This is a genomic window from Psychrobacter sp. 5A.1, assembly GCF_030407455.1.
In the GTDB taxonomy this organism is placed as follows: Bacteria; Pseudomonadota; Gammaproteobacteria; order Pseudomonadales; family Moraxellaceae; genus Psychrobacter.
In genome coordinates this window covers 22,009-48,845 of record NZ_JASDDJ010000005.1, presented here as the reverse complement: position 1 = coordinate 48,845, position 26,837 = coordinate 22,009, and the positions used below count along the sequence as shown (strand labels likewise).

General features: G+C 42.8%; 26 protein-coding genes. 20 read left to right on the top strand and 6 right to left on the bottom strand.

Translation table 11 applies throughout. The features are described 5' to 3' along the window. Positions 1-205: 205 nt before the first annotated feature. The 5 genes from QL982_RS02120 to QL982_RS02100 all read left to right on the top strand — a co-directional run bounded on the left by QL982_RS02120 (position 206) and on the right by QL982_RS02100 (position 3,781). Entirely contained in the window at positions 206-1,093 is an 888-nt protein-coding gene (locus QL982_RS02120; RefSeq protein WP_290166036.1) for an SDR family NAD(P)-dependent oxidoreductase, read from the top strand. Between the two features lie 434 nt (positions 1,094-1,527). Next, complete coding sequence (locus tag QL982_RS02115) at positions 1,528-1,818, top strand: glutaredoxin domain-containing protein (protein ID WP_290166034.1); 291 nt, start codon at positions 1,528-1,530, stop codon at positions 1,816-1,818. A 615-nt stretch (positions 1,819-2,433) separates the two neighbouring features. After that, entirely contained in the window at positions 2,434-2,580 is a 147-nt protein-coding gene (locus tag QL982_RS02110) for a transposase (protein ID WP_290190141.1), read from the top strand. A gap of 98 nt (positions 2,581-2,678) precedes the next feature. Further along, complete coding sequence (locus QL982_RS02105; protein WP_290190138.1) at positions 2,679-3,296, top strand: hypothetical protein; 618 nt, start codon at positions 2,679-2,681, stop codon at positions 3,294-3,296. Between the two features lie 179 nt (positions 3,297-3,475). Continuing rightward, entirely contained in the window at positions 3,476-3,781 is a 306-nt protein-coding gene (locus tag QL982_RS02100) for a hypothetical protein (protein WP_290163419.1), read from the top strand. Between the two features lie 303 nt (positions 3,782-4,084). On the opposite strand, the gene QL982_RS02095 is transcribed toward QL982_RS02100, so the two are convergent. From QL982_RS02095 to lipB, 3 genes are all read right to left on the bottom strand, one after another. Continuing rightward, positions 4,085-4,552: a hypothetical protein gene (locus QL982_RS02095; protein ID WP_290163422.1), complete on the bottom strand. Its 468-nt coding sequence runs from the start codon at positions 4,550-4,552 to the stop codon at positions 4,085-4,087. A 159-nt stretch (positions 4,553-4,711) separates the two neighbouring features. Next, entirely contained in the window at positions 4,712-5,242 is a 531-nt protein-coding gene (locus QL982_RS02090; RefSeq protein ID WP_193011041.1) for an inorganic diphosphatase, read from the bottom strand. Between the two features lie 183 nt (positions 5,243-5,425). Then, positions 5,426-6,259 (bottom strand): lipoyl(octanoyl) transferase LipB, encoded by an 834-nt coding sequence (gene lipB / locus QL982_RS02085; protein WP_290163427.1) that lies wholly within the window; start codon positions 6,257-6,259, stop codon positions 5,426-5,428. A gap of 389 nt (positions 6,260-6,648) precedes the next feature. On the opposite strand from lipB, the gene QL982_RS02080 reads away from it, so the two are divergent. The 4 genes from QL982_RS02080 to pncB all read left to right on the top strand — a co-directional run bounded on the left by QL982_RS02080 (position 6,649) and on the right by pncB (position 12,884). Further along, complete coding sequence (locus QL982_RS02080) at positions 6,649-8,133, top strand: coniferyl aldehyde dehydrogenase (RefSeq protein WP_290163430.1); 1,485 nt, start codon at positions 6,649-6,651, stop codon at positions 8,131-8,133. A 350-nt stretch (positions 8,134-8,483) separates the two neighbouring features. Further along, positions 8,484-10,424 carry a glycine betaine ABC transporter substrate-binding protein gene (locus QL982_RS02075; RefSeq protein ID WP_290163433.1) on the top strand — a complete coding sequence of 647 codons (1,941 nt, stop codon included), beginning with the start codon at positions 8,484-8,486 and terminating at the stop codon, positions 10,422-10,424. 123 nt (positions 10,425-10,547) lie between these two features. Further along, a complete protein-coding gene (locus QL982_RS02070) occupies positions 10,548-11,432 on the top strand; it encodes an ATP-binding cassette domain-containing protein (RefSeq protein WP_290163435.1) in 885 nt (294 codons plus the stop codon). Positions 11,433-11,657: 225 nt separating this feature from the next. Beyond that, positions 11,658-12,884 (top strand): nicotinate phosphoribosyltransferase, encoded by a 1,227-nt coding sequence (gene pncB, locus QL982_RS02065; RefSeq protein WP_290163438.1) that lies wholly within the window; start codon positions 11,658-11,660, stop codon positions 12,882-12,884. 7 nt (positions 12,885-12,891) lie between these two features. Here pncB and xseB read toward each other — a convergent pair whose 3' ends face one another. The 3 genes from xseB to QL982_RS02050 all read right to left on the bottom strand — a co-directional run bounded on the left by xseB (position 12,892) and on the right by QL982_RS02050 (position 15,458). Then, complete coding sequence (gene xseB, locus QL982_RS02060; protein WP_290163441.1) at positions 12,892-13,137, bottom strand: exodeoxyribonuclease VII small subunit; 246 nt, start codon at positions 13,135-13,137, stop codon at positions 12,892-12,894. 164 nt (positions 13,138-13,301) lie between these two features. Next, positions 13,302-14,846: an exodeoxyribonuclease VII large subunit gene (gene xseA, locus QL982_RS02055; protein ID WP_290163443.1), complete on the bottom strand. Its 1,545-nt coding sequence runs from the start codon at positions 14,844-14,846 to the stop codon at positions 13,302-13,304. Between the two features lie 231 nt (positions 14,847-15,077). Then, a complete protein-coding gene (locus QL982_RS02050) occupies positions 15,078-15,458 on the bottom strand; it encodes a hypothetical protein (protein ID WP_290163445.1) in 381 nt (126 codons plus the stop codon). 302 nt (positions 15,459-15,760) lie between these two features. On the opposite strand from QL982_RS02050, the gene QL982_RS02045 reads away from it, so the two are divergent. The 11 genes from QL982_RS02045 (at position 15,761) to purF (ending at position 26,611) form a co-directional block, all read left to right on the top strand. Next, positions 15,761-16,420: an alpha/beta fold hydrolase gene (locus QL982_RS02045; protein WP_290163449.1), complete on the top strand. Its 660-nt coding sequence runs from the start codon at positions 15,761-15,763 to the stop codon at positions 16,418-16,420. A 128-nt stretch (positions 16,421-16,548) separates the two neighbouring features. Further along, complete coding sequence (gene zapE / locus QL982_RS02040) at positions 16,549-17,649, top strand: cell division protein ZapE (RefSeq protein ID WP_290163451.1); 1,101 nt, start codon at positions 16,549-16,551, stop codon at positions 17,647-17,649. A gap of 107 nt (positions 17,650-17,756) precedes the next feature. Continuing rightward, positions 17,757-18,416 carry a nitroreductase gene (locus QL982_RS02035; RefSeq protein ID WP_290163454.1) on the top strand — a complete coding sequence of 220 codons (660 nt, stop codon included), beginning with the start codon at positions 17,757-17,759 and terminating at the stop codon, positions 18,414-18,416. 112 nt (positions 18,417-18,528) lie between these two features. Beyond that, a complete protein-coding gene (locus QL982_RS02030) occupies positions 18,529-19,821 on the top strand; it encodes an NAD(P)H-dependent glycerol-3-phosphate dehydrogenase (protein ID WP_290163456.1) in 1,293 nt (430 codons plus the stop codon). Positions 19,822-20,078: 257 nt separating this feature from the next. Beyond that, positions 20,079-20,537, top strand: a complete 459-nt coding sequence (locus QL982_RS02025; RefSeq protein WP_290163459.1) for a phosphoglycerate mutase family protein — start codon at positions 20,079-20,081, stop codon at positions 20,535-20,537. 60 nt (positions 20,538-20,597) lie between these two features. Then, the gene (gene gspL, locus QL982_RS02020; RefSeq protein ID WP_290163462.1) at positions 20,598-21,851 is read left to right on the top strand and encodes a type II secretion system protein GspL; all 1,254 of its coding nucleotides are present in this window, start codon (positions 20,598-20,600) and stop codon (positions 21,849-21,851) included. A gap of 32 nt (positions 21,852-21,883) precedes the next feature. Then, entirely contained in the window at positions 21,884-22,453 is a 570-nt protein-coding gene (gspM, locus tag QL982_RS02015; protein ID WP_290163465.1) for a type II secretion system protein GspM, read from the top strand. 196 nt (positions 22,454-22,649) lie between these two features. Then, the gene (locus QL982_RS02010) at positions 22,650-23,051 is read left to right on the top strand and encodes a hypothetical protein (RefSeq protein ID WP_290163468.1); all 402 of its coding nucleotides are present in this window, start codon (positions 22,650-22,652) and stop codon (positions 23,049-23,051) included. A 225-nt stretch (positions 23,052-23,276) separates the two neighbouring features. Continuing rightward, positions 23,277-24,311 carry a quinone-dependent dihydroorotate dehydrogenase gene (locus tag QL982_RS02005; RefSeq protein WP_290163470.1) on the top strand — a complete coding sequence of 345 codons (1,035 nt, stop codon included), beginning with the start codon at positions 23,277-23,279 and terminating at the stop codon, positions 24,309-24,311. Positions 24,312-24,341: 30 nt separating this feature from the next. Beyond that, positions 24,342-24,839: a CvpA family protein gene (locus tag QL982_RS02000; RefSeq protein WP_290163472.1), complete on the top strand. Its 498-nt coding sequence runs from the start codon at positions 24,342-24,344 to the stop codon at positions 24,837-24,839. 236 nt (positions 24,840-25,075) lie between these two features. Next, complete coding sequence (purF, locus tag QL982_RS01995) at positions 25,076-26,611, top strand: amidophosphoribosyltransferase (RefSeq protein ID WP_290163475.1); 1,536 nt, start codon at positions 25,076-25,078, stop codon at positions 26,609-26,611. Positions 26,612-26,837: the final 226 nt, after the last annotated feature.

Sequence of the window (26,837 nt, the reverse complement as noted above, 5' to 3'; positions counted from 1 at the left end):
TCAAAAAAAGCTTAGCACTTAGCACTTAGCACTTAGTAATTAACAATAAGCTAAAAATGTATTTATAAATATTTATGTTGACGACGAAATTTGTAAAGATCCCGTCAGCTAACGCCCACTATGGTTTTGTTCACTCCATACAACATTTTTTTGCTATGCTATAACCGAATACCAATAACTATAGAATAAACGAAAAGGACTTTTTATGGCCAATCTCTCGAAAAAAGCAATCACCAAAGCCGTCAAAGGCAAGAATATTATCATCACAGGCGCTTCAAGTGGTATCGGCGAGCGTACGGCTTTTTTGCTCAGTGAATGTGGCGCGCATGTTATTTTGCTGGCCCGTACTGAAGATAAGCTAAAAATGGTCAAGGAAAATATTGAAACGCTTGGCGGCGCGGCTAGCTACTATCCATGCGACCTTACCAATATGGATGAGATTGAAAAAACCAGTGAAAAGATTTTGGCTGACTTTAAACATGTCGATGTACTAGTCAACAATGCAGGACGTTCGATTCGTCGTTCAGTGCATGAGTCGGTCAACCGTTTTCATGACTTTGAACGTACCATGGAGATTAATTATTTTGGCGCCGTCAAAATAATTCTTGGCTTCTTGCCAACGATGATTGGTCGCCAGACTGGTCAAATCGTGAATATATCTTCAATTGGGGTATTGGCAAATAGTCCTCGCTTTTCAGCGTATGTCGCGTCAAAGGCTGCCTTAGATGCATTTAGTCGCTGTTTGGCTGCTGAAGTCAAAGGCGATAACATCAAAGTAACCAATATCTTTATGCCACTTGTACGTACCCCAATGATTGCGCCAACCAAGCTATACCGTTATATGCCAGCATTGATGCCTGACGAAGCAGCAATGATGGTTGCAAAAGCCATCGTTCATAAGCCAAATAGCATTGCTAGTAATATGGGCAAATTTGCGTCAGCTACTTACTCATTGGCACCAGCGATCAATGTTGGCATTCAATCGATAGGCTATCGTATTTTCCCAAGCACCCGCGCTGGATTGACTACCGATAAGAAGTTAAACCTTGCTCAGCGTGCTTTTGCCAGAATCCTTCCTGGTGAGTATCATTAAAACAGTAGATTGATTGGCTCTGATATAAGATCAAAGAGGATACTGCGGTATCCTTTTTTAGTACCTTAAGAGATATTAATACTTATATGAAAGGGTAGAGCAGTGGTGCTTTTTAGATATCTGATGACCAATGCGACGAGGTTGTTAGGCGCTGTAGGGTTTTACTTTTAGCACCTTAGAATAAAAGCTTCGTTTACGAGGCTAACCAAGGCGGTTGGGAATATAGTAAAATTGAGTTGCTATGGTCTAATTATTAAGCTTTGCACATCCGAAAAATCCTAACAGCCACATAAATGCACATTGATCACTCATTCTCTGAGTGTTAAAAAATCCACATAAGATAATTTGAAGAGGTAAGAATGTTAGTTAAATTGTTACGAGAAGGTCTAGGACGAATTATTGCTGGTATAAGTGTCATGACACAAGGTAATGCTATGAAACGCACTGAAGAAGAACAAGCTCGCGTTAATAAGGCTTGTGAAGGTTTATCATTGTATCAATTTCAATCTTGTCCTTTTTGCGTCAAAGTACGTCGTCAAATTCATAAGTTGAATGTACCTATTGAGCTTCGAGATGCAAAAAACAATGAGCAATTTCGCAATGAGCTTGCTGAAAATGGTGGGCGGATAAAAGTGCCTTGTTTACGTATTCAAGAAAACGAAGATGTCCAATGGATGTATGAATCTAGTGATATCAATGCTTATTTACAACAGCGTTTTGGCTAGTATCTATTTGATAGATTGATGCTTTAATCTAGGGCGTGTCTTTAATTCACTCGATATAGTCATTGCACTATGAAAGTATGACTGCGTTAACCTCGCTTGAAGTATTTAATATACGTCTACACTCGGTTGCCTTGTACTACTTTTAAATTGAATCGACTATAGTCATGTGAAGGGGCTAAATATCGTCAAATAGCTGGTCAATATCTCGATATTATCTGCGCTATTTTTCTCGTTTGACGGCAATTTATCTCCATTTTTGAAATGAAGACACGGCCTAGTTTCCTCTCCAAAATCATTTAACATAAACTCTATTCTTGCGCATGAAATTGGACATATAAAAAACGATAGCACTCACGGTAAATTTTTCTATAACCATTTATCAATAGTCCATCAAAATACTATTATGAGGCAATTATACAAGAATTCTATTGCTCGTCATCCAAGCAAAGAACATGGAGGAAATTTTGGTAATTAGATCACTTATACCATTTTTATTTTTTTGCTTAGCAGCAGCTTGTAGCAGTGAAGTAAAACAACCATTCAGTTTGGATTATCTATACAGTGCAGAGCCTACAGCTGATGCTCTGAAAGCTATTGAATCGTTATGGTCACCGAGTGTTGTGGTTGCCACCTTATAGTCCGGATCTAAATCCTATTGAGAAAAAATGGGCAGAGGTAAAAAAATTAAGACAAGGGTGGTTAGAACATGACCTAACTCGCTTATTTAGCAATGTCTGTTGTTACAACTTTAAAGTGGATTGACTATAGACAAACTGACAGAGAGTTAATGAAAGAGCTTATACTAAGTTTAGGTGGTGTAATGTCAAAAGATGACACTAAAAATTCTATTACAGACAGTTATGAGAGATAAAAATATGTCTTTTAAGAAAGGTTTAATTGCAGTCATTGTATTATTTATTAGTTTGGGTTGTGCGTTAGCAGCTATTGATTACATCCGTATCGCGCAAGAAAAAAAATTGTCTAGCAGTGAGCATGAACTTTATTCTAAAGAGAAGGTGGTATATGAGAACAACCCTTTGGACAATAGCGGAATAGAAGAGACTACTAGCTCCTTAGAAGCATCTGACGAAATGGATCAAGAGTTAATGAATCTTAAATTGGTAGATTCTAACTATCGTTATACAGACTTACCTAGTTTGGAAGCACATCTTAAAAAAATAAATAGTGAATTAAAAAAACGCCTTCCGTTCAAAATTCCTGATGGCGAAATAATACATATGAACATTGAACCTTACAATCAGACTGTTTATTATAAATTAGATCGAAGTTTTGATGAAGAAAATATTGAATATTATAGGGACATTCTTAAGAGCGATTCTTCTATTAAAAAACTTTGCTATAGTTTTTATATTTCTAACTACAAAATGGCTAATAACGTTATCGTTGACTTAATATTTAATGGATTAGATGGAAACCCAGTAGCATCTGTTAGTTTAGACAGAGAAAGATGCTCTTGATGCTGTTGTTTGATGCTAAAATTATCTTTTATCACCTGGTTATAGTATGTATAAGGCGGCACATAATGGTTTGGGAAATGTAATTGAAGCTGTAACAGGTTCTAACACCTCTAATTACAAAGGCAGCCCTCCCTCAATTGATGAGGTTGACGCTGTTTATGGAATAAGGGAAAATTAATTTGAAAAATGAGTTAATCAATATTGCATTAGTCTTAGGATCTTTTCTATTAATCGGCAATTTCACTATTTTCCCATTTATTTTTCACTCTAAAGATATTGAGAATCTCTGTCATGAGTTATCAATCAATGCGAAAGCAGAAAATATTGAGAACATAAAATTTCTTGCAGAGAAGAAAGGTTTTTCACTTAGTGTTAATAATAAAGATCAGAAATTAACGATTTATGATAAAAGGACAATGGGGAAGCTTACTTGCCATATAGATTATAGTGAGAATGACATAAAAATTGAATATTTTTCAGACTGATTGAGTAGTCATTGCTTATTCTCCAGTTAGTGGATTATAAGCACTTAGGCATACTTCAAATCGCTGGAGGTTTTTATGCATTTTTCGTGTATATGGGTTAAGTTTATAAGTAATTTAAAGAGCTATTTTAGCTTTCATAGGATTGTTTATTCTAGGCATGTTTGCCTGTCTAATACAATTGCTTTTATTGGTATACCCTAGTAGAACCGCTAAATAAGACCTCTATTTGAGCTAATGAACCACTCAAAATAGACCGATATAATGGAACCACTTAAATTAGCTATGATTACTCGGTACAAAATTTTAACCAAATACTTGCCACAGTATCCAAAATAACCCTGCCACAACGACAGCGATAACCAGCAACCGTTTCATCCAATAAGGCAGTAGTGGTTTTTTATATCCCAAGTCATCAAGCTGACTCTCTACACCATCCTGTAGGTTCTTAAACGATTTACCTGTCTTATTGGCTTTGAGACGATTTTTGACCAATTTATCAGATTTATCTTCCGTTTCTGGTTCTCTATCAAAACTAATAGCCTGATTCGGAATACCTTGCTTGTTGGCGATAGTATTGAGCTTCTGCTGCTGCTTTACCTTTAGCTGTGTCTCATAAGCATCAATCCTATCCTTGGCGTCATTCATACTGATATTTTCGTCTGCCGCCAAGGTTTTGATGGCCATTACCAAGTTGTTTTTTTCGATCATCATCATGACATCTCTTGGCAACTTTGTATTGACCGGCTTTGCGCTGGGGTCGGGGTTAAACATGACTGTCCTTATTGCGGCGTATGAGTGTGAATGAGTAATATGGCTCATTATAACCATGTTAGATAAGCAATGTTCAAGCAAAAAAATACCGCAATCACCTTAATGACTGCGGTATTTTACTATCTATCTTTATCAGCATTTCTGCCAATCTTCGATAAATTATAAATCTTTCCAACGTTGGATAGACTCTTTGATGACTTCTTTGGCTTCTGCAACATCACCCCAAGATTCAACAACCGTAGTACCTGGTTTTTTCAGGTCTTTATAATGGCTGAAATGGAACTCTAATTGGTTGATTAGCTGCTTTGGTAGATCTTCTAAGCTGTTGTAAGCATTGCCTGTGTCACGGTCGTCAGCAGGGACGACAACGATTTTGTCATCTACTTCGCCATCATCGACGAACTTCATGACACCGATTACTTTGGCTTTTAAGAAAATGCCTGTCGGTAATGGTTGCTCAGTAAGCAATAATACATCTAACTCATCGCCATCTTCATCAAGCGTTTGTGGGATAAAGCCATAGTTGCAAGGTTTGGCAAAAATCTGTGGATCAATACGATCAAGCTCAAATACGGCTAGTTCGCGATTCCATTCGATTTTGTGGCTGCTACCAGCTGGAATTTCTACTACTACGTTGATGATGCCGCCATCTACGTCGCCTGCGTCTAGAATTTTATTAAAATCAGCCATAAAATGCTCCAGTTCTATTTTGTTTTAAATATTCGAATAATATATAAGGGTTGGGCTGCAATATTGTCATATCATCGCTGCACCAATTGTACCGACAGCGATTATAGCAAGTTTGCTACAAATTTTCTCATATTGCTTAAGTCTAAGGGCGCAAGAGATTATGCAAAAATGGACTCAAAGCATTTATTTGGGCGCGAGTGCTCGTAACTCAATCAGTCCAGCATGACGCTTGGCAATATTATCGATAAGTTTTTGAGTCACTGTCTCATAGCTGAGTGAATCGCCAACTTGCTCAATGGTTTGCGCCGCTGGCTCTTTTTGCATATTGATAAAGTCAGACAGTCGCAACATTTGCATGCCAGCATAGCCACAAGGGTTGATGGCATTGAACGAGGACAAGTCACAATTTAAATTAACGGCAATACCATGATAGCTAAAGCCATGCTTAATCTTAAAGCCCAACGAGGCCATTTTCCCAAGCATGATTTTATCATCAAGAGAGGTGTCGTTGGTTGGCGTATTGGTATTGCTATCTGGTTCAGGCATATCTGCATATAAATAAACACCGGGTGCATCACGGCGTGCATGAGCACTGATATTAGTCGGCTTAGATAACGCTGCATCTTGTAAGCACTCATTAATCACATCTTCGATAGCTTGTTCTGCATGTGAGACCAAGTTGCGCACACTCCAGCCCAAGCTGTGTAAGTCGAATAACCAATAAACAACCAGTTGCCCGTGTCCGTGCCATGTGACTTGACCACCGCGATCAGTCTTGATAATTGGGGTGTCAGTGCGCTGTAATATGTGCTCTTCTTTGCCTGCTTGTCCAAGCGTATAGACGTCATTATGATCGACAATCCACAGCTCGTCAGGTGTCCGCAGTCCTTGTTGTTTTTTTAAATCGATACGCACAAGCGTACGGGCAAGCATCGCATCGAGAGTGGGAACATAATCGGCCGCTGATAGAGATTTGCTGATAAGCGTGTCATTAAGCTGTTGCGTGTCATTTTGCATGAGGGTATCTGTCTTATTCTTGTCAGGTTTAAAGGTAATAATGCTGAAATGTAGTGTAGCAGTTTTGGTGACTGTCACCCAAAATTATATGCCATCATGCTGTTTATCAGTGAGGTAAAAGCCGTTAGAAAAACGGTAGTAAAAGACAATTAAACAATGTGTTTATCATGGCTTTACCTTGCGAGTAAGGGCGCTGTGAGTACAAACGCAGCAGTCAACCAAAGATGCTGTTCATTGCACAAGCGATGCGCTACATTAAAGTGTCATGAACGGACGCTCACGATTATTTATCGTTTAGAGGTTGTCATCGAAGCAGTCTCTTGACTAGAAATATAGAGTTTTAACCCAATGTAGTATATTGACTCCAACGAATATAACAAGGAAGATAAATGACAGATAACCATCAAAATATCAACGAGCAGACGTCAGCCGATAACCATCCAGTGTCGCAACGAGCGATTGCAGCACTTAGTACTGCTCATACTATCGATGAGATGCGTGCGCAATTTGCGCATTTGCAAGCACTAAGCCGGACGAAGCCAATCAATGGCTGGGCAACTCGTGAGACGCAGCTAGACAATCTTGAGATCATGCTCAGTGATAATCAAGCAAGTTTTGCCAAAGCGATTAATGCAGACTTTGGGTATCGTAGTGAGTCGGAGACGCAGTTTGCCGAGCTGTTTCCTAGCTTTACGGGTATCAGCTATGCCAAAAAACATGGCAAAAAATGGATGAAAACCCAACGTGCTTCTATTTCAGCATTGTATATGCCTGCCCACAACGAAATCCAGCCACAGCCATTAGGTGTCGTCGGCATCATGGTGCCTTGGAATTACCCGCTTTTTTTGGCAGTCGGGCCATTGATTGACGCATTGACTGCGGGTAATAGGGTGATGATTAAAATGAGTGAAGCAGCGCCGCAATTTGCCCAAACATTTGCGGATGCGGTTGCGCGCTATTTTTCGCCAGACATGGTTTGTGTGGTGCTGGGCGAGGTTGAGATTGCTGCTGCCTTTAGCTCGTTACCATTTGATCACCTGCTGTATACCGGTTCAACGGCAGTGGGCAAAAAAGTCATGGCAGCGGCGGCACCTAACTTAACGCCAGTCACGCTTGAGCTGGGTGGTAAGTCACCTGTGATTGTATTAGATGATGCCAATTTAGAAAATGTGGTCAATCGCGTGATGATGGGCAAGACATTAAATGCTGGTCAAACCTGTATTGCCCCTGACTATGTGTTGATTCAGCGTCAGCATCATGAACAGTTCATCAGTTTGGCAAAAGAATGGATGGAAAAGCACTATCCAAATATTGAACATAACCCAGACTACTCACGCATCATCAATGGCGACCAATTTAAACGAGTTAAGGGCTATCTAGATGCACTGTCAGGCGATGAGATATACACGCTTACGAGTGCTGATGCTAATGTCGAAACACGTCTCATGCCGCCAGTAATCGTCCGTGAGCCTGCGCCTGATAGTGCGGTTATGCAAAATGAGATTTTTGCACCGATACTGCCATTGATGCATTATGAGACGCTTGACGATGCGATTCATTTTGTGAATGCCCGTCCACGGCCATTGGCATTGTACGTTTTTGGGGATAACTATAATGGCCTAGAAAACGTACGTAACCATACGGTTTCTGGTGGCTTATGTATCAATGAGGTTTTGATACATGTGGCTCAGCACGATTTGCCGTTTGGCGGTGTCGGTGAATCAGGTACGGGTGTTTACCATGGCAAAGCAGGGTTTGAGCGTTTGAGTCATATGAAACCAGTGTTTGTACAATCGAAGCTCAACGGTCTGAATTTGTTATTGCCACCTTATGGCGGCTTATTCAAAAAGGCCATGGCACTGTTTTTAAAATAGTATTTTGAAGTAGTGACATATTCAAGTTTGAAATAGCGATGCTTTCAATATTACTGTGTTTAAGCAGCTGTTTTGACCATATCGATTTCGTATCATTGATATGCTAAACAGACAATATGATAAGAAATAGCATTTACTTAAGTAGGTGCTATTTTTTTGTCAAAAATATGAGTCATTTGATAAGGTTTAATCACTATTCTTAATATTATTAGCAGCGTAACAATGGTGCTGACCAACCGAAAAATAAGCATTTGTCATCAGTCTGATAAGTCGCTACACTTTGTAGTAAGTCTAGACAGTAGTATCGAGTCATCGATTTAATGCCGCATCACTTATCAATAGGACACCCCATGCGCCAATGGATTGCGTTAAGTTTACTCTGTATGATCTCGCTGTTACTGCCGATATCGGCGTCAGCAGTTTGCGAATCACCGATTAAGATTGGCGCGCTGACATGGGAGAGTGGCCAGTTCACCTCAGGGGTGCTCAAGTACATCGCTGAAGAGGGTTATGGTTGTACTGTTGAAGAGGTACCAGGAGCAGGCCCAGCGCTTGATACGGCGTTGTCACAAAATGATATCCAAGTCATTGGTGAGCAGTGGGTTGGCCGCTCACCAATCATGGAGCAGGCCATTGAGCAGAATAAGGTAGCAATCATTGGCGATACGCTCAAGGGCGGTGCAACTCAAGGTTGGTATGTTCCTGACTATGTATTAGAAGAAAATCCAGGTCTACGCAGTTATCAGGATTTGCCCAAATACGCTGAGCTGTTTAAAGATCCTGAAGACCCTAGCAAGTCTCGTTTTATGAACTGTCCCTCTGGTTGGACATGTGAGATATTCAATACCCGTTTGCTAAAAACCACAGGTCTAGACAGTACCTTTAACAATGCTCATCCTGGTACAGGTGCTGCGCTTGATGCCGTAATTTCTTCTGCCTTTGAGCAGCATAAGCCACTCTTATTTTACTACTGGCAGCCTACTGGCCTGATGGCAAAGTATGATTTCGCGCCATTAGCGTTTCCTGCCCATAACGACGCCTGTTGGCAGGATTTATTACGAGCGGATGGTGCTATGGATTGTGTCTCTGGATTCCCTGTATCGCCTTTAGGTATTGCAGTCTCTACGCCGTTTATTGAGTCTAATCCTGAGCTGGCGGATGTCTTCAAAAAAATACAATTCACTTCTGATGAGCTCAATGGCGCTATCTTAGAAATGAGCGAAAGCAAACGTAGTGGCGATGAGCAAGCATTGGTTTTTTTGCGTGAAAACCCAAACGTTTGGCAAAAATGGTTATCCGATGAGGCTGCTACCAATCTCGCGGCGAAGTTAGGTATCAGCTTAACAGGCGATGCTATCGACAGTACGGCTGTTAATAATAACTCCGCCAGTGATAACCAGCTCGGCCTCGCATCAAGCTTCCCCTCATGGTCACTGGAGACACCGCTTAATAATACATTGGCAAGCGTTGTTCAAAACTATGGTGACGTCTTTCGCAGCATCAGTACGATGGCATTAACCTATTTATTGCTACCCATTGAGCGCCTATTAACGGTAATTCCACCATGGTTGATTATTGCGTTTGTCACGGTATTAGGTTGGTTTGGCGTGCGCAAGGTTTGGTTTGCGCTGGCATGTGGTGCAGGGTTGTTCCTCATTGGTGCCTTTGGACTATGGGGCGCATTGATTGATACTTTTGCCTTGCTCATCGTATCAGTATTGGTCACAGTGGTGATTGGTATTCCTATTGGCATTGCGATGGCTGGCAGTAAGCTGCTCCGCAAGATTGTGACACCGATACTAGATGTCATGCAGACCATGCCAAGCTTTGTCTATCTCATACCAGTGCTCATGTTATTTGGGATTGGTAAAGTGCCTGCATTGTTTGCCACCATTATTTATGCACTGCCGCCATTGATTCGTCTGACGACATTAGGAATTACGCAAGTCAATCATGAGATGGTAGAAGCGGGGCGCTCATTTGGTAGCACACACTTGCAGCTGCTCATCTGGATTAAGTTACCACAAGCATTGCCTAGTATCATGGCGGGCGTCAACCAAGCGGTGATGATGTCGCTGTCCATGGTAGTGCTTGCTTCTATGATTGGTGCGCCTGGCCTTGGCGAAGATGTCTTACAATCTATTCAAACCCTTAATATCGGTCAAGGCTTACAAGCCGGTACGGCGATTGTCATCGTTGCTATTATAATTGACCGTATTACTCAGGCGTTTGGTCAAGGCAAGCGTGCCCGTCAAAAAACGATTGACGCGAGCAGGCACTCGATTGGTTAATGTCTTGGTCAACTGTAAAAGAAAATAAGCTGACATTTGAATATGAGAGTTTGAAGATGAACATTTGAATGGGCTAACAATGAAGACAGGCCTCAATAAAAAATACCAATAGCGAGAACCGCAATGAATCACATCCGGCTAGAAAACATCAGTAAGATTTATAATGCCAGTAGTACGCAAGCAAAGTCTGTGATGGCATTATTGGCTGAAGGTATGGATAGTGTTGCGGTAAAAGAGCAAACAGGCTATTCGGTTGGGCTATATGATATTAATTTAGACGTTAAAGCGGGCGAGCTACACTGTATTATGGGGCTGTCAGGCTCTGGTAAATCAACCTTGATACGGCATATCAACCGTCTAATTGATCCAACCAGTGGCAAGATATGGGTTGATACGAGTATCGATGCGCAGACCACTATCACAGATGACGATGTACTTGCAGCTAATCAAAAATCATCTGCGGCTATCAATGTGTTAGAGCTAAATGATAAGGAGCTGCAACATTATCGCCAGCAAACTGTCAGTATGGTCTTTCAGCACTTTGGCCTCGTGCCGCATATGACGGTTATGCAAAACGTCGCTTACGGTTTGCGTGTGCGAAAAATGAGTACCAAACAGCGCCACGAGGTCGCACGGTATTGGCTAAATGAGGTAGGACTACCTAATTTAGAGCATAGCTATCCTGACGAGTTATCAGGGGGCATGCAGCAGCGTGTGGGTCTGGCGCGTGCTTTGGCAACTGACAATCCAATCTTACTGATGGATGAGGCGTTCTCTGCACTTGACCCACTCATTCGTGCTCAATTGCAAGACCAACTACTTGAGCTACAAGAGCGGCTACACAAGACCATTGTTTTTATCACTCATGACATAGATGAAGCGGTTAAAGTCGGTCAGCGTATTAGCATCTTGAATGGTGGACGCTTAGTACAAACGGGTACGCCCGATGACTTACGCCACAATCCAGCAGATGATTATGTCGCACAGTTTATGCGTGCTAAAGCATAAAGCCTATTCAGTATTTATTGATAGGTTTGTGCGGTATATTTATGGAAGGTGTGAGTAATCGTAGTAATTCTGCTGCAATTAATCGCGAACTCTGAAATGAACGGCAAACTTCGTTATACTTGACGGCTTGTTAATGACTCTTCATCTTTTCTTATTCGCATATGATGTCGCTTTGAGTATTAGGTGGCGTTTATTTCTTATTTTTGTGTTTTTTAAGGCCATAGCATGACTGCTACCTATGCACCTATTATTACCTCGTTACTCGATAACGACTTATATAAATTTACGATGTTACAAGCCATGCTGCATCAGTTTCCACAGACGCATGGTGTCTATCGTTTTCGCTGCCGTAATAATAAAGATGCCCTCTATCCATTGGCTGATATTAAAGAGCAGTTAGAGAGGCAATTAGACAGTTTGTGCGAGCTGCGATTTTTAGAAGATGAGTTGGACTACTTGCGCGGCTTACGCTTCATGCGTTCAGATTTCGTCGATTATCTAGAATTGTTTAAGCTGAAACGTCGCTTTATTACTGTCAGTACTGATGAAGAAGGTCGCTTGTTTATCGATATTGAAGGGCCGATGATTCAAGCGATGTTTTTTGAAGTATTCGTCTTAGCCATTGTTAATGAACTATATTTTGATGCGTTATCAAACGATACTGTGATTGAAGAAGGTCAGCGTAGGCTCGATGAAAAAGTTGTTTTATTGCATCAATATGCAGCAGCACAGATAAAAGAAAACGGTGATACACCACCATTTATTGTCGCTGATTTTGGTACTCGTAGGCGGTTTAGCAAAGCGTGGCAAGCGCATGTGGTGCAGACATTACATCACGCTGAACCAAAAATCGTCAGTGGCACATCCAACGTATATCTAGCAAAAAAATTAGGTATGACGCCAATCGGCACCATGGCGCACGAGTTTATGCAGGCATTTCAGGCATTGGATGTGCGTTTGCGTGATTCACAAAAAGCTGCGCTTGAAGCATGGGTACATGAGTATCGTGGCGATTTGGGTATTGCATTGACGGATGTCGTTGGGATGGATGCATTCTTACGTGATTTTGATTTATATTTTGCCAAGCTGTTTGACGGCTTACGTCATGATAGCGGTGACCCCTATATCTGGGGTGATAAAGCGATTGCTCATTATGAGAAATTGAAGATAGACCCTAAGACTAAAATACTCACCTTTAGTGATGGTTTGAATCTTGACAAGGCTTGGGAGCTGCATCAATACTTTAAAGGTCGCATTAGAACCAGCTTTGGCATTGGCACCAATCTGACCAATGATATGGGCATCACACCGATTAATATCGTGCTTAAATTGGTGGAGTGTAACGGGCAGCCAGTGGCTAAACTCTCTGATAGCCCAGGCAAGACCATGATCAATAATGACACGTATCTTGCCTATCTTCGCCAAGTCTTTGAGGTGGATGAACCGGAATAAGTGTAACTTAGCTGTCTACTTCACCAGATATAACGTCTTCAGCAAAGGCGGCATCTAGTGCTTGTTGTACCGCATTGATGCGGGTCTCACAAACGCGATAAGCCGCAATGGATTCTTCAACAGTCGTCATCAAGTTATCAATGTCAGGCTCGTCTTGCTGCTGTAATTCAGTCGCATTGGTTTTTAGAATATCATAAGCCGCCTTAAAGGTCTTTGGGGCGGCTTTTTTGCGTCGACGAGTAGTGGTAGTCATAAAGTTTCCTAATTTTTAAAGGTAAGTATAGTCAAAGAACTCTAAAATGGGTACAAGGCAGCCGACTGCAGATTGTACAAGTAGTACATCTAAGGAGGGTAACGCCGTAGCGGTTTAGTAGTTCACCGACTATAGATGGGTAATCGTTAGATATTATTATGTGGTTAAGTTGGCATATCTGAGGTTTCCGACGCTTTTTGATCCGTATTGACATCAATAATCCGCGCTTTTGCTTTGCCGTCTTTGAGGACGATATGCACAGTTTGCTCAGGAGATAGCTGGGTGCTACTGGTCAGTATCTTTTTTTCTTTTGTGTCAGTCAGCATGGCGTAGCCTTGCTTAAGCACACGAGATGGTCGATGCAGTAGCACAATGTCACGTAGATGCTCACTGTCACGTTGTGCTTGTATGACTTGTTGCTGCGTGTTTTGCATGACAGATTTCTGATGGTTCTGACTGTAAGTAGCAGCCGTGACTAATTGCTGATCTGCAGAGGTTTGTGTTTGTACACGTAGCTCGCTTGTCAGTCTAATGGCTTGCTTTACTTGGCGCTGTGCGCTTTGTTGGATATTACGCCATGCATAATCGCTGTCTTTTCGTAGTGCAGTTAGTTGACCAATCGTTTGCGACTGTATTTGGCTCAATTGTCGCGATGTTTGTTGCTCGGCAGTATTCAGTTGGCGCTGAGCGGCTTGCTTGATTTGCGCTTGATATTGTAGTGTCTGAGCGACCAGTTGCGCCAAATGACTGCCAATCGCAGCGATAACTTTTGAGGGTGTGTCAAAGCTGGTATGCGCGACTTCATCTAATATAACTTTGTCACGCTCATGACCGATACCCACCCAGACAGGAATAGGCTGCTCAGCAACCAGAGCGGCCAACTCATAATCATTGAGATAAGCCAAGTCACCAACGGCACCGCCACCACGAATAATGACTAATAAATCTGGTAGTCGCTGATATGTGTCATAGAATTGCTGTTGAGCACTAACTATGGCTTGACGAATCTCCGCAGGCGCATGATTGCCTTGAAAAGTAGCGTTATGGTAATGGAAATGACATGCACCCGTACTGGCTAAGCGATCAGCATCTGCTTGAAAATCTCCTAATCCAGCGGCTTTTTCAGGTGCAATCACCAGCACATGCTCTATATCAAACGGGACAGGCAATTGCTGATTGAGATGTAATAAGCCTTCGCCTGTTAGACGGTCGACCATTTCCGCATATTGTCGTGCCAGATCACCTAGCGTATAGCTAGGATCGATGTCTTCAATGGTGAGCGAGAAGCCATATTGTGCATGGAACCCTGCCGATACTTTTAATAAAACGGTCAAATCACGATCGAGTGGCATACCCGTTGCGCGCTCAAACTTTGCTAATACACGTGCCGCTTTAAAGCGCCAAAGATTACCACGGCAGCTGGCGACTACTTTGCCATCATCATCTTTTTCTGCCAGTTCAAAGTAGTAATGACCACCTTTGCTCGACAGATTACGAATTTCAGCTTTTACCCAGACACGGTGGTCAAAAGTTTGTTTGATAACCATTTCAACCGCTGATAAGTAATCGCTCAGACGCAATACGGTATCTTCTAAATTGACTTCAAGGTTGTTTTCTTGCTCAGCTAACTCAGCCTCTAAAGTCGCCAAATCTTTGGCAGGCGTTATTACCTTCGCTTGTTTGATACTTGAAAGATTGGGTTTGCGCATAATATAGTAGACCGAAGATGATGAAAGCTTAAAAGCGAGTTGTTTATTGGTTTTCTATAGACCGATAACTTATAGATTGACTAGAAGCTGTTGAGCATTAGATAGGGTAGTTTACCCCAAAAGCGTACACACAAAAAGAGAAGCCAATAAGTCTGCGATAAGAATAATATATTAACCGCAGACTTATTGGCTAAATGCTAAACAGCAATTTTTTTCTGAGGAATATTGATATTATTGGCAGCGGAAATTAATCATGTACTCATAATCGTCATCACGTGATAACTCTGGTGAGCCAGTGCCAAAGATTGAACCGACGACTGCACCTACTTGTCCAACCATACGGCCCGTGCGTTCATCTAAAATGCCGTTATAAGTTACTTTGTCATCGACGATAATAACTTGCTTGCTTCGGCAAGTTTTTTGCGCACTATCGATCGCATTCTGCTGTGCTTTGACTTTGGTATCGGCGATGCCCGTTGTCTCATAAATAGAGTTGGCGCGTTGGATAACGGGTGACGAAGGCGTACTTTGGCAAGCACTCAAAGCGAGTACAGCAGCCATAGTCGCGGTTAAGGTAGCAGTTTTAGTGGCGGTTTTATTAAAAGTATTCATAAATAATTCCTGATTTGTATAAACAACACGTCGTGGCTATGAGTGAAGCTTTATGAATGTAACCTATCTATATATGAAGTGTCTAGACGGTTATTGTGTGCTGTATTACAGCGATATTGCCGATGAATATTGCGCTAGGTATCAATCAGTGTAAAGCCTAAAAAACAGCAATATTTTAAAACGGTAGACAACCTTTATTGACCTAAAATAAAACAAGTCGCATCCGTACACAGCAAATCACTTGAAATAAAAACCATATCTAGGATAATTGAGTCATTCACTCTTAATTAATAAGTAATTGTATGCAATTGATTCCTGCTCCTGCTGGCGTGCTAGAAGTTGACGCACTATGGCAACAAGACAACCCTAACGATCCAAATACCGATACCGTGGCATTACTTTGCCATCCAAATCCGTTATTTGACGGTACGATGAATAATAAAGTCGTCACGACCATGTATCGTTTTGCCCGTGACAATGGGATGCATGTCGTGCGTTTTAACTTTCGCGGCGTGGGGCAGTCAACGGGTGAGCATGATTATGCTGAAGGTGAAGTGGTCGATGCAATGACCGTGCTACAATGGATTGCTGAACAAACCAATGCTCGCAAGTTATGGTTGGGTGGTTTCTCTTTTGGTGGCTATGTCACGGCACGTGTGGCTGAGCAAGTGCTTGAAGCCTCACATATATGGGGGTTGGATGATTTTGAGGTATCGAAAATCGCTCTTATCGCGCCGTCAGTCGAAAAAAATGACAGCAGTGATATTAACCTGCCTGCGGACAAAACCTTTGAGATTTATGGTAATGCGGATGAAGTGATTGAACCTGACAATATGCAGGCATTTGCAGACCGATTAGGCATTGAAGTCAGCGTGGTTGATGGCGCGGGTCATTTCTTCCATGGTCGCTTATCAGAGCTCAAAGGTTTATTAGACAAGCATAGCTTTGGGCAAGGTAGCTAATTTTATTTGTTACCTAGCTCAGCTTCATGGTTTTCGTTTTGAGATGTTTTGGCATGGCTTGCTTGGTAGCACCGTGCTAAATTGCCCTATTATTTTGATATTTATTTAATTCAACGATGAGTCGTATTATGAGTTTATCTCCATTGCAACGTTACGAGAAAGCCGTCAGTACAGATGAGTTTACTCGGGATGAGCAGCAATTTCAGGCCATGAGCTATCTTGATGAGATATACCATCAGCTCATCAATAGTGCACCGCAAAAGAAAGGTTTTTTTGGCTTTTTAAAATCCAAGCCGGTTGCGCCAACGGGTCTTTATATGTGGGGCGGTGTGGGCCGCGGTAAAACGTGGATGATGGACATGTTTTATGACTCGTTGACTATTGAGCGCAAGATGCGTCTGCATTTCCATCATTTTATGCAGCGTGTCCATAGAGAGCTTAACAAACTGCAAGGTGAGAGCGATCCACTCGAAAAAGTTGCCGATATTATTTATAAAGAAGCGGTCATCATCTGTTTTGACGAGTTTTTTGTTTCTAATGTCTCTGATGCCATGATATTAGGCGATTTGTTCACTATGCTGTTCAATCGCGGCATTACTTTGGTTGCCACCTCAAACATTGAGCCAGCTGGACTGTATAAAGATGGCTTACATCGTGACCGTTTTATGCCTGCCATTGCGGAAGTTGAGCGTCATACCACGGTAATGAATATCGACTCGGGAATTGATTATCGTCTGCGCGTATTGCAGCAAGCTGAATTATATGAAGCGCCGCTTACTAAGGCGAATTATCATTGGTTAGCCAACCGTTTTGCGAGCTTGTCGAATAATCAAAAAATCAGTAAAGAGCCCATTACTATTAATGGGCGAGAAGTAAAAATCAACGCTTGTACTGAAGATATTTTATTCTGCGATTTCCGTCATCTCTGTATGGCACCGCGTTCAGCTGCTGATTTTATTGAGCTGGCCAAGCAATTCAGTACCGTCTTAGTCGACTCCGTACCAGCACTAGATGACGACTTGCGTGATCCAACGCGCCGCTTTATTTACCTTGTCGACGAATTTTATGATCGCCGTGTAAAGCTGTTGGTACGAGCAGAGCAGCCTATTCTGGAATTGTATCAAGGAGAGAAGCTGGCGTTTGAGATTGAGCGTACTCGCTCACGCTTGCTTGAGATGCAGTCAGAGGACTATCTACGCATGGATCATCGTGTCGAAGATGTCACATAGTTGATTTTCTGATTGAATATCTTTTGTGGGCTTATAGCCGTTGAGAGATAAGAAAATAATGTTATAAATAACAAGTAGTGATAGATAATAATAAATAAGGACAAATAATGACTGTATCCGATACAGAAAACCAAGCAACACCAGACCAAAAGCTGTCTGTGAAGAACGTCGCAGCGACTGACATATCATCTACCAGTGACGAGCTGATTGGCTGGATTAACTCAAGACGCAGCATGGGCAATCTAGATGCACCAGCACCAACGCATGCTCAGGTCGAAACTGCCATTGAGTGTGCGGCAACTGCGCCAGATCATAAAAAATTGCGTCCGTGGCGCTTCATCGTGACGCAAGGTGAAGCTCGCCATCAATTGGGTCAAGCTTTGGTTGCAGCCGCTCAAGTAAAAGCAGAACGAGAGGGAGAGGCGCTGTCCGAAAAAGACATTGAAAAAACGCATAGTATGCCTTTGCGTGCGCCTATGATTATTACGGTTGTCACGAACATCCAAGCCCACAAAAAAGTCCCATCTTTTGAGCAAATGCTCAGTGCAGGCGCAGCTGTGCAAAATCTAATTTTGGCTTTAAAAGCCCAAGGGTTTAGTACCGTATGGCGTACTGGGTTATTGTGTAATGAGCCCGCAGTGAAAGCATATTTTGATGTAGGCCCAGATGATTATGTGACGGCTTTTGTTTATACTGGCACCAGCCCAAAAAACGAGCCCGCCCGTAAACCGATTGATATCGAGTCGTTAGTACGATTTGAGTCGTAATTTAACTCAGTATTGTCTATTAATGAGATTATAATCTCAAAAAAGAGTAAAGCTAGTATCTGAGTACGATAGATTCTATTAATGATACGTCAGTCAACATGGATAAAAGAATATGACCAGCCCTAATAATAGCCATAAAAAAACCAGCAATGATTCTAGCGAAACAGACAAGCCAATGCCTGAAAAACAAAACAGTCTGCTGGCAGGTATCATCGAGCGTGCGACCAAATCAGGCATTGGCCGCAAAAAACTGAATCCTAGTGCGGTAGAGTCAGCCGTGGCAAAAAACATGGCGGATATTCATAGCAATCCGACCAAGCTGCGTTTGGCATTTTTGGGTGGTGGTAGTTTTGGTACAGCCATGGCAAACTTGGCCGCACGCAATGGCTGTGATACCACATTATGGGTGCGTAACAAGCGCACCGTAAAGGCGATGGTAAAAACCCAGACCAATAAAAAGTATTTACCAGGTTATAAGCTTGATGATCGCTTGAAATATAGCCATGATTTGGCGGCAAGCGTCAAAGACAAAGACATTATTTTTATTGCTGTGCCAGGTTTGGCCTTTCGCGAAACGTTAAAAAATATTGCGCCTTTTATCAGCGGACAGTCTATTGTGTCATTGACCAAAGGGATGGAAAAAGACACCTTTGCAATGATGAGCGACATTATCAAAGAAGTGTTGCCAGAAGTGAATTTTGGTGTCATGTCAGGGCCAAACCTCGCGATAGAAATAATGAAAAATATGCCGTCGGCTACAGTCATCGCTAGCGAATCTGAGCCATTGCGCCATGCCGTGCAAGCTGCGTTACACAGTGCGTTCTTTCGGGTATTTGCCAGTGATGATGTCAAAGGCGTAGAGCTTGGTGGGGCGCTCAAAAATATTTATGCCATTGCCATGGGTATGGCAGCGGCCTACGATGTTGGTGAAAACACCAAAGCGATGATATTGACCCGTGCCTTGGCAGAGATGAGCCGCTTTGGCGTCGAAGCGGGGGCAAATCCACTGACTTTCTTAGGTCTGTCAGGGGTGGGCGATTTGTACGCGACCTGTAGCTCAGAATTGAGCCGCAACTATCGTATTGGCAATATGCTGGGCCGTGGTATGACTATCGATGCGGCAGTCAAAAAACTTGGTCAGACAGCGGAAGGGGTCAATACCATTCAGCAAGTGCACGAAAAAGCCACCAAAGCTGGCATTTATATGCCTATTACCCATGCGCTGTATGCAGTTATTTATGAAGATAAAGCGGCATTGGGTGTTGCATTGCATCTGATGGAAGCTGGATTCCGTAGTGATGTTGAGTTTGTCATGGCGCATGACCATAGCAATGCATCGCTTACTGCGCAGATGAAAACGTCAAACAGCAATGCCAACAGTAACGATAGCGATGCCGATCAGTAAGAGGCGACTATTAAGAGATGTATTGAACGACATCATTAAGAAGCATCATTGATAGGTAGTCTAGGGCGTGTCTTCAATTCACCCGATAGTCATCTAAATGGGCTAAAAATGGCTAAATCTTGCCAAACATCGTTAAATAGTTGGTTAATATCCCGATATTATCTGCGCTATTTTCCTTGTTTGACGGCAATTTATCTCATTTTCATCACCATTTTTGAAATGAAGACACGCCCTAATTCAGTGCACCAAGGAGGGTTATGAAAATTATACTAGTACGTCATGGTCAAGCAGAAGATAACACGCGCCCCGACAGTGCGCGGCAGCTGACTGATATCGGACAGCAGCAAGCCGCACAAACGGCAGAGTATGTGACGACTCATTATCATCCAGATCATTTTGTCGTAAGCCCTTATGATAGGGCACAGCAGACACTGGCAGCGTTTCAGTCGCGTGCACCTGAGGTTCCAGCAACCGTACAGGACAATATCACGCCCTCTGATGATGCCCGTCAGGCGCTAATAGATATTGCTAATATCGACGCTGAATGTCTGGTGGTCGTCTGTCATATGTCTATCGTTGCTTATATCGCTGGTCTATTAACGGGTGATTATCCTGAGTCATTTTCTTTAGCAGAAGCCAGAGTATTTGAAATGGACTTTGTGATGGCAGGTATGGCAACGGAAATTGAGCGTTTTGTACCTGATCAGCCGTATTAGACTGGATAGCAGACCCTAACAACATTCTGATAACTGCAACAATAATTGAGGACACGTTTAGTGTTACATGTTTGGTTACGAGCGCAGCATAGCCCGCTAGCTGTCTGGCATGAAGATGTACAGCAGTGGCAAACGGTTGATGGTTGGCAGCAGCTGCAAGCTATTTATGGTAATTATAAGTCCAATAGCCAAAAGACACTTTGCCTATACTTTCCCTCAAGTCATGCGTTACAAGTAGAGACGGCGCTCAATGCTGCTCAGCTAAAGCAGCTTGGCAATAGCGGCAAGCAGTATTTATTTGAAGAAACCTCACTGACGCCTGTCGAGCAGTTGGCCATCCGCCAATTGAGTCAGGCGGATAGTACGCAACTGTATGCACTGGCACAAAGTGACATTGAATCATGGCAGCAAAGCGCGCAGCTGGTTGGCTTGAGCATAACGGCATTACTGCCAGATTTTTTATTGTTACCCACACCAGAAGAGGGTGCAGGTCAGCAAGTGACCTTATACCAAGATGAACAAACCATGCTCTTGCGCCAATCATTGCGTCAGGGTATGGCGGTCAGCTATTTGCCGTTGATTTTCGAGCGCTTCCCCCATTTAAGTGAAGTAATGGTGCTACCGCCTATTGAGGCGATGGATAAATCTTTGAATGCCTCAGTACCAATAGTACCAATGAATTTTATGACGCAAACGGCCGAAGTGGTTGCAGACCATCAGCTTTTATTAACCACATTGACCACAACTCCCAAGCCGATAGACCACCCCGAACGTCATGCGCTTAATTTCTTTATTAAATCAACCGACTCTCAGGTATCACCTTATCTGCGCGTGGCAGTGATGGTTGCGCTATCTGCCTTAGTGCTACAGATGGCAACCGATGGGGTGCAGTGGTATAAGTATAATGAGGCGACAGCGGCGACCAAAACTGAAATTGTGGCGCAGTATCAATCTTGGTTTGCAGATGAGCCACTGAGTACACGCACCAAATTACAAGTACAATTGCAGCCAAAATTGCGTAGTGATAGCCAAGCCCCTGCATCGCATATTGCCGCGCTGTCGCGGATATCACCGTTGATCAAGCAGTCTTCATTACGTGCACAAGCATTGGTGATGCAGCCATCAGCACTCAGCTTCACCTTGATTGCCCCTGATCGCGGTAGTCTTGATAAATTTACAAGTACACTGGTGGCGCAAGGCTTAAATGCCAAGCTGGCACAAGTTAATAGCAATGAGCAAGGTCAATTTAGTGGCCAAGTCACCGTCAATGTTGTAGAAAACAACGGTATGGCAGACAATGCGGCAGCGTCATAATTCATCAAGGTATTGGTAATAAAGGTCAAAACATGAAACGATTACAACGCCGTACCAAACGCAATACAGCTGTCTCTGCAACCAGTACCAACACGCCTGCATTTTCAGAGCGTGTGAGTCGTTATCAAAATGTACTGGCGACGCGCTGGCAAGGACTGCCGCCACGTGATCAGTTAGCGTTAGGCATATTATCTATGTTTTTATTACTGTTCATCGGCGGCTATGGTGGCTATAGCGTTCATCAAGCAGCAAGTGACAGTAAGAGCAATTATCAGGAGCAAGTGGCGGATTATTTTTGGTTGCGTGCTCAAGCAGGTAATATCGATAGCAATACATCGAGTGCTGGCTCTGCGGTCAACGGAAAAGCTGACATGCCACCTGCCAATCGCATTAGTGCGCTGCTAAATAACGCAGGCATTACAGAGGCTCAGGTGGTCGCAGCAGGGGATTCAATACAATTGAGCTTTACCCATCCCAGTCAAGCGGTTGTGAGTGCTGCACTTGGTAAGCTTGAGCAACAAGGCTGGCAATTCACCCAGTTGTCCATGCAGCAAGACATCACCAATAAATCCATTCAGGTACAAGCGACGGTCACTTCGTAAAACGCGTCAAACTGGCATTTCGCCATTTTTGGCCCGTTTAGATGACTATCGAGTGAATTGAAGGCAGGCCTTAACCTCTTGCTTTAGCATGGGTATCATTGAAAAGTCCCTTATCTGCCACCATTACATAGTTAACCCTATGACTACTGAGAAAAAATATCACTAGTAAGGAAAATCTCACACAATGAGTGACCGTATGAATAACGATAAGCGCCGTTCTTTAATTACTTATAACCATATTACTTATTTTTTATATGTGATTAGCTACTTTACCGCTGGTCTATTGTGGATTGTGCCGATTGTGATGAACTATGCCAAGCGCCACGATGCCAGTGGCTCATGGTTGGCCACGCATTTTGATTGGCAGATTAAGACTTTTTGGTACAGTATCGTTGGATTCATTATCGGTATTATTCTCGTCACCTTTGCGCTGGGTGGCTTTGGCATTAGCGTATTGGCGGATAGTAGCAATGTCGCTATTGGTTCGTTCTTGTTGGCGGGGGTTGGTTGCTTGATTATGGTCTTTACCTTCATCTGGCATCTATATCGTATCGTCCGTGGTTGGATAGCATTGACTGATGGTCGCCCTGTACCTTAGATATCTATAAAGGTTCAGATTGAGGATGCGCCCTAACGCTTTAGCGTAGCAACTGGCAACGGATCGTGATTTGACAGAGACTCATAAGCATTGGTTACCGCTCAAATGTAGAAATTTAGCGACTGAAACTTTGCTCTTATTTCTGTTAAGCTGATATAATCGCTGCGCCTGATTTTATTCACATTCTTTATTCACTATTTCTTCCAAGCAGGGTCCGTCATCATTATGTCTTATGCCTTACTTCGTCCTTTTTTGTTTAACTTGGATCCCGAACACGCCCACGAGATGACTTTATCTTTATTAGATAAAGCGCACAAAGCACGTGTTTTAGGTTTGGTGTATGGTCAATCGATGCAGCCAACAGACTGTATGGGATTGCAATTTTCTAATCCGGTTGGACTGGCAGCAGGTCTAGACAAAAACGGTGATTATATTGATGCGCTGGCTGAGCTGGGTTTTGGTTTTATAGAAGTAGGGACGGTCACACCAAGGCCGCAAATAGGTAATGATAAGCCAAGGCTGTTTAGAATTAAGCAAGCAGACGCTATTATCAATCGTATGGGTTTTAACAATCAAGGTATCGATTATCTGATCGACAATGTCAAACGTTGCAAATACAAAGGCAATATCGGTATCAATATTGGTAAAAACGCCGATACGCCAGTAGAGAACGCCGCAGATGATTACGTCTATTGTTTAGAGCGTGCCTATCCGTATGCTTCGTATATTACCGTCAATATCTCCTCACCAAATACCAAAAATCTACGTGATTTACAAAGCGGTGAGGCGCTGACTCAGCTGATGGATACGATTAAAAACCGTCACAGTCAGTTAGCCACCGAATATGGTTTTTATGTGCCATTGGTACTCAAAGTTGCTCCCGATCTAGAGCCTCTGCAAGTTGACTATATCTCACAGCAATTAATAGATTTTGAGATTGATGGTTTGATTGCGACCAATACGACGCTGAGCCGTGTGGGTGTCGAAGATTTGCGTGATGGCGATCAAATGGGTGGTCTATCTGGTCGTCCAGTGAGCCATATTAGTACCCAGATTTTACAACAGTTCTCTGATCAGCTAGAGGGTAAAGTTGCGCTGATAGGCGTCGGCGGTATCGATAGCGGTGCCAAAGCCATCAAAAAAATAGAAGCAGGGGCAGACATGGTACAGCTCTATACTGGACTCATATATAGAGGTCCTGGGCTGGTGCAGTCTTGTATTCAAGCAATCGGTGGCTATTATGATGCCATGGAAAGCTAATCCAACAAATAAGGTAATAAGGCGTACAGCATGAGTGGTTTAGATATTGTGATTGCTATCGTTGTCTTGATTGGCTTATGGCGCGGCTTTCAAGTGGGACTGATCAAAACAGCAATCGGCTTGGTGGGTTGGTTTATCGCCCTTATCGCTGCGACGCGTTTGGCAGGAGTGGTGTCGCCTCAGTTATCTGGTATCGTACAAAACCCTGTGTTACAAATGGCAATGGCTTTTTTATTGGTAGTCATCGTGATATTGGCGATCATGCATCTAGCGGCGTTTGTATTTTCAGGCGTGCTTAAAACCTTACGTTTGGGCGTCTTGGACAAAATGGCAGGTGGCGTATTGGGTGCTGCCAAAAACGTACTGATGGTGTTAGTCGTTTTGAGCGTCAGCGCACCATTACTGGTCAAAATGCCACAATGGCAAACGTCAGTGCTTGCGCCTGAGCTATTGCCTTATGCACCGATGGGCAAGGCCTTGGTGTCAGACGTATTAGGCATGGCTTGGGATCAGGTCAATCAGTCGTAATTTTATAATTGCCTATTATTCTATTTAAGTGTCTATCATTCTACTTCTTTTTATACTTCTAAAGGTTTGCACGTGTCACTGATAATCAAAGATAGATTATCGAAAAATCTCGTTAAGTTTTTTACAATACCATCAGGTTAGCGGTGAGCGATAGTAACTGATTTTAGCAATATACTGTCGTTAAGTTTGCCGTTATTGTCGTACTAATGTATGAGTCAAAATAGGATATAGCTATTATGTGTGGAGTCATTGGAGTTGCAGCTCACGAACCAGTCAATCAGATACTTTATGACGGTTTGACGATGCTACAGCATCGCGGGCAAGATGCAGCAGGTATTGTCACTTTGCAAGATGGACGACTTTATCTACGTAAAGAAAATGGCATGGTACGTGACGTGTTTATGAATCGTCATATGATGAAACTGGTTGGAAAGTTCGGTATCGGTCACGTTCGTTACCCAACAGCGGGTACTTCTAGCAGCGCTGAAGCTCAGCCATTTTATGTCAACTCGCCTTATGGTATTACCCTTGCACATAACGGTAACTTGACCAATGCTGAGAGCTTGGCCAAGTCTTTGTACATAGAAGATCGCCGCCATCTTAATACGGATTCAGATTCTGAAGTACTGTTGAACGTACTGGCACATGAGATGCAGAATTTGGGTAAAACCAAAGCAACGCCTGCTGATATTTTTGAAGCAGTCACGTCTGTTTATGGCCGTGTCGAAGGCGCTTATGGTGTGGTCGCACTTATTACTGGCCATGGTTTACTTGCCTTTCGTGACCCGAACGGTATCCGTCCGCTTATCTATGGTAAGCGTATGGCTCCAAACGGTGGCACTGAGTATATGGTCGCTTCAGAGTCAGTCGCATTGACAGGGTCTGGATTTACGATTATTCGTGATGTCAAACCAGGCGAAGCTATCTTTATTGATCTCGATCATAAAATACATACCCATCAGTGCGTAGCGCAAAAAGAATACACACCATGTATCTTTGAGTATGTCTATTTCGCCCGTCCAGATTCAATCATGGACAATATCTCAGTTTATAAAGCCCGCTTACGTATGGGTGAAAAACTGGCAGATAAGATCATGACTGAATGGGGCGAAGATCACGATATCGATGTGGTCATTCCTATTCCAGATACCTCGCGTACTTCCGCGATGGAGTTGGCACTTAAGATGAATGTTAAGTACCGTGAAGGGTTTATGAAAAACCGCTATATCGGTCGTACCTTCATCATGCCAGGTCAGCAGCAACGCAAAAAATCAGTTCGCCAAAAACTCAGCGCTGTGCCGTTAGAATTCAAAGGTAAAAACGTACTATTGGTTGATGACTCTATCGTTCGCGGTACGACCTGTCATGAAATCATTCAAATGGCTCGAGACGCTGGTGCCAATAAAGTATTTTTCGCCAGTGCTGCGCCACCAGTTAAGTATCCAAACGTGTATGGTATCGATATGCCAGTACGTAGCGAGCTAATTGCTTCAGGTCACACAGTCGAAGAAGTGCGTGAAATCATCGGTGCTGATCGTTTGATTTTCCAAGACTTGGATGACTTGATTGATGCAGTAAAAGATACCAAGCATAGCAAAGTTGAAGGCTTTGATTGTGCTGTGTTCAATGGTTGCTACATCACTGGTCAGATCAATGAAGCCTATCTTGATCATCTACAAGAGCAGCGCAACGACACGGCTAAGACAGGTAAAAAAGGCGTACAAATCGTGGCTGATACCCCAGTTGACATGATGGGCGTTGAAGAGCTTTAAACCATATTGAAGCCATTATTCTAAGATAAGAAAAAGCTAGATTCTGAATAGAATCTAGCTTTTTTATGTTTGAAATATAATTAGGGCGTGTCTTCGTTTCAAACATGGTGATAAAAGTGCAATAAATGGCCGTCAAACAAGGAAAATAGCGAAGATAATATCGAGATATTAGTCAGCTATTTGACACCGTTTGGCAAGATTTAGCAATTTTTAACCCATTTAGATG